Origin of the sequence: Hydrogenophaga sp. (assembly GCF_022844385.1) — a bacterium.
Lineage (GTDB): Bacteria > Pseudomonadota > Gammaproteobacteria > Burkholderiales > Burkholderiaceae_C > Hydrogenophaga.
Map to the genome: position 1 here is coordinate 1 of NZ_JALHLX010000217.1, position 3,467 is coordinate 3,467.

Below are 3,467 nucleotides of genomic sequence, written 5' to 3' on the forward strand. Positions count from 1 at the left end.
GCGCACAACAGCCTGTGGGAGATGTGCCTGCGCACGCAACACGACGTGACCGCGCGCATGGCCCTGGTGCCGCGCACCATGGAGGCCCGCGGCCTGGACGCCACGCCGCCCATGCAGGCGCGCCTGCGCAAGGTGGGCACGCCGGCGGCGCTGCGCGCGGTCGAGATCCTCGACGTGATCCTGCGCGACGAGATCGGCCACGTGGCGGTGGGCAACCGCTGGTACGGCTGGCTGTGCGCGCAGCAGGGCATTGAACCGCTGGGCCACTACCGCCGACTGGCGCGAGAACATTCAGCGCCGAGGCTGAAGCCACCGTTCAATGAACCGGCGCGCCGGGCCGCAGGGTTCAGCGACGCGGAGCTGACGGCCATGCACCAGGCATGACCCCCGATAATCGGGGATGACTTCCGCACCCCCGACCGCTTTCAGCACCCTCCCCCTCTCCCCCGCCACGCTGGCCAACCTGGAGCAGCTCGGCTACCTGGAGATGACCCCCATCCAGGCCGCAGCGCTGCCGCCCGCGCTGCTGGGCAAGGACATCATTGCCCAGGCCAAGACCGGCAGCGGCAAGACCGCCGCCTTTGCCCTCACCCTGCTGGCCAACCTGAACGCTCGCCGCTTCGCCGTGCAAACCCTGGTGCTGTGCCCCACGCGCGAGCTGGCCGACCAGGTGACCACCGAAATCCGCCGCCTGGCGCGCGCCGAGGACAACATCAAGGTCGTCACGCTGTGTGGTGGCGTGCCCTTGCGTGGCCAGCTGGCCACACTGGAGCACGGCGCGCACATCGTGGTGGGCACGCCCGGCCGCATCATGGACCACCTGGAGCGCGGCAGCCTGCCGCTGGACGCGCTCAACACCCTGGTGCTGGACGAAGCCGACCGCATGCTCGACATGGGCTTCTTTGACGACATCGTGACGGTGGCCAAGCAGTGCCCCAAGACACGCCAGACCCTGCTGTTTTCAGCCACCTACCCCGAAGGCATCGCCAAGCTCAGCGCGCAGTTCATGCGCGAGCCGGTCACCGTGAAGGTGGAAGCGCAGCACGCGGGTGCGCAGATCGAACAACGCTGGTACGAGGTGAAAGACACCGAACGCCTGGACGCGGTGAGCAAGCTGCTGGCGCACTTTCGGCCGGCCAGCACACTGGCCTTCTGCAACACCAAGGCGCAGTGCCGCGACCTCGTGGCCGTGTTGCAGGCCCAGGGCATCAGTGCGCTGGCGCTTTTTGGTGAACTGGAGCAACGCGAACGCGATCAGGTGCTGGTACGCTTTGCCAACCGCAGCTGCTCGGTGCTGGTGGCCACCGACGTGGCGGCACGCGGCCTGGACATCACCAGTCTGGCCGCTGTGATCAACGTGGACGTGACGCCCGACGCCGAGGTGCACATCCACCGCATCGGGCGCACCGGCCGCGCGGGCGAAAGCGGCCTGGCGCTCAACCTGGTCAGCATGGACGAGATGGGCAGCGTGGGCAAGATCGAGCAGCTGCAGGGCCGCGAATCGAAGTGGCAGCCGCTGAGCGAACTCGTGCCCACCGGCAAGGGCCCGCTGGTGCCACCCATGGTCACGCTGCACATCCAAGGCGGGCGCAAGGAAAAGATCCGCCCCGGCGACGTGCTGGGCGCGCTCACCGCCGACCTGGGCTACACCCGCGAACAAGTGGGCAAGATCAACGTGAACGAATGGTCCACCTACGTGGCCGTGGACCGCAACATCGCCGAGCAGGTGGCCAGCCGCCTGAACGACGGGCGCATCAAGGGCAAGAGCGTGAAGGTGCGGGTGCTGGAAGACTGAAGGCGCCTGCGGTCACAGGACAAACCGGGCCAGCACCGCGCCCGCAGCGGCGATGTGAATCAACGTGATGACCACCGACAGGCCGTGCAGACGACCGAAGGTTCGCCGGTCGCCCGCATCGGTGGCGGCGTTGATGGCAGGCATGAGCATCTGGCGGGTGGGCACGGTGGTCAGCGCAATGGCGGCGAGCACGAGCGCCGACGTGGCGTCTGACCGCCAGGTCAGCACGGCAGCCAACGCTGCGCTGCCCATCACGAACAGGTAAAAATGCGGGAATGCCTTGCGGATCAGCAGCCGGGCTTCGGGCACCGGAATGGCTGAAAACAGGAAGGCGGCGAAGCCGAAGGCAAAGAGTGTCATGCCGCCGAAGAGCAGCGCGCTGAACAGGACTGAGCTGACGGAAAGTGTTGACTGAAGCATGGCTGTGCATTTCTCTTTCTTTGGACGATACGCAGCAGTCACGCAGCCTGCACGGCTGCAGCACCATGCCCGGTCGGTGGTGCGGGGTATGCGGTCGGTGACAATCCCCCCATGACCGATCAGATCCCCAACACCCGCCCCCCGCTGCCCGACCGCCTGTCCATCGACGCCCGCAGCCCACACCACGTGCCTGCCGTGTTCGAGCACGACATCGGCATCCGATTCAACGACAAGGAGCGCTTCGACGTGTCCGAGTACTGCATCAGCGAGGGCTGGGTCAAGGTGCCTTCGGGCAAGACGCTGGACCGCAAGGGCCAGCCGCTGCTGATCCAGCTCAAGGGCCGGGTCGAGGTTTTCTACAAATAGAGACCATTGGCGCTGAACGCATGGGCCAGGACGGACTCCCACCTGGCCTATGCAACGCAGATTTTTTCTTTCAGCCGCTGTGTGCGGATCGCTCGGCAACCTGGTCTGGGCCGCTTCGCCCGAGGCCGACGACCCGCCTGGCAAGCCCCCCGGGGTCACTGTGCCGACCGCTGTTCTGCAGCGCTCGGTGGCCGAACGCTTCCCCATCCGTTACCCGGTTCAGGGCCTGCTCAACCTGGACCTGCAACCACCCACGCTGAGCCTGTTGCCGGCGCAGAACCGCCTGCGCGCCGCGATGGTGGTGGACGCCGCCGGCCCCGCGCTCAACCGCAGCCACCGCGGCACGTTCGACCTGGACTTTGCGCTGCGCTACGAGGCCAGCGACCGCACGCTGCGCGCGCACCAGTTGCGCGTTGACCGGCTGCGTTTTCCCAGCCTGCAGCCGGGCGTGGTGGAGCTGCTCAACACCTACGCCCCCGCGCTGGCCGAACAGTCGCTGCGCGAGGTGGTGCTGCACCGCCTGCAGCCGCAAGACCTGCGCATGGCCGACGCCATGGGCATGCAACCGGGCACGATCACGGTGACCGACGCGGGGCTGGTGATCGGCTTCGTTCTCAAGCCACTGTGACACCCGGGCGCACAATCGCTCGATGAAAGTTCCTCCCCGACTCCAGTCCCTCGTTGAAGAGGGCCTCATCGACACTGTGGTGCGCCAGCTCATGAGCGGCAAGGAAGCCATGGTCTACGTGGTGCGCTGCGGCGACGACACCCGCTGCGCCAAGATCTACAAGGAAGCGAACAACCGCAGCTTTCGCCAGGCGGTGGACTACACCGAAAACCGCAAGGTGAAAAACTCGCGCCAGGCGCGCGCCATGGCCAAGGGCAC

The 3,467-nt window shown here is 67.0% G+C and carries 5 protein-coding genes and 1 pseudogene; 5 read left to right on the forward strand and 1 reads right to left on the reverse strand.

The window, feature by feature from the left end:
- Together Q0C59_RS19215 and dbpA are read left to right on the forward strand one after the other, a co-directional pair.
- On the forward strand, positions 1-384 hold a 384-nt coding region (locus Q0C59_RS19215; protein WP_291218601.1), incomplete at its 5' end, for a ferritin-like domain-containing protein.
- A gap of 16 nt (positions 385-400) precedes the next feature.
- The gene (gene dbpA / locus Q0C59_RS19220; protein ID WP_291218603.1) at positions 401-1,795 is read left to right on the forward strand and encodes an ATP-dependent RNA helicase DbpA; all 1,395 of its coding nucleotides are present in this window, start codon (positions 401-403) and stop codon (positions 1,793-1,795) included.
- A gap of 12 nt (positions 1,796-1,807) precedes the next feature.
- On the opposite strand, the gene Q0C59_RS19225 is transcribed toward dbpA, so the two are convergent.
- On the reverse strand, positions 1,808-2,215 hold the full coding sequence (locus Q0C59_RS19225; RefSeq protein ID WP_291218606.1) for a DUF4149 domain-containing protein: 408 nt from the start codon (positions 2,213-2,215) through the stop codon (positions 1,808-1,810).
- A gap of 111 nt (positions 2,216-2,326) precedes the next feature.
- On the opposite strand from Q0C59_RS19225, the gene Q0C59_RS19230 reads away from it, so the two are divergent.
- The 3 genes and pseudogenes from Q0C59_RS19230 to Q0C59_RS19240 form a co-directional block, all read left to right on the forward strand.
- A complete protein-coding gene (locus Q0C59_RS19230; RefSeq protein WP_291218608.1) occupies positions 2,327-2,581 on the forward strand; it encodes a DUF3297 family protein in 255 nt (84 codons plus the stop codon).
- Between the two features lie 49 nt (positions 2,582-2,630).
- A complete protein-coding gene (locus Q0C59_RS19235) occupies positions 2,631-3,209 on the forward strand; it encodes a DUF1439 domain-containing protein (protein ID WP_291218610.1) in 579 nt (192 codons plus the stop codon).
- Positions 3,210-3,231: 22 nt separating this feature from the next.
- Positions 3,232-3,467 (forward strand): annotated as a pseudogene (locus Q0C59_RS19240) (serine protein kinase RIO); the annotation flags it as partial.

Excerpts from the sequence above, each read along its gene's own strand:
- dbpA (WP_291218603.1), top strand. The coding sequence starts at position 401 with ATGACTTCCGCACCCCCGACCGCTTTCAGCACCCTCCCCCTCTCCCCC.
- Q0C59_RS19225 (WP_291218606.1), bottom strand. The coding sequence starts at position 2,215 with ATGCTTCAGTCAACACTTTCCGTCAGCTCAGTCCTGTTCAGCGCGCTG.
- Q0C59_RS19230 (WP_291218608.1), top strand. The coding sequence starts at position 2,327 with ATGACCGATCAGATCCCCAACACCCGCCCCCCGCTGCCCGACCGCCTG.
- Q0C59_RS19235 (WP_291218610.1), top strand. The coding sequence starts at position 2,631 with ATGCAACGCAGATTTTTTCTTTCAGCCGCTGTGTGCGGATCGCTCGGC.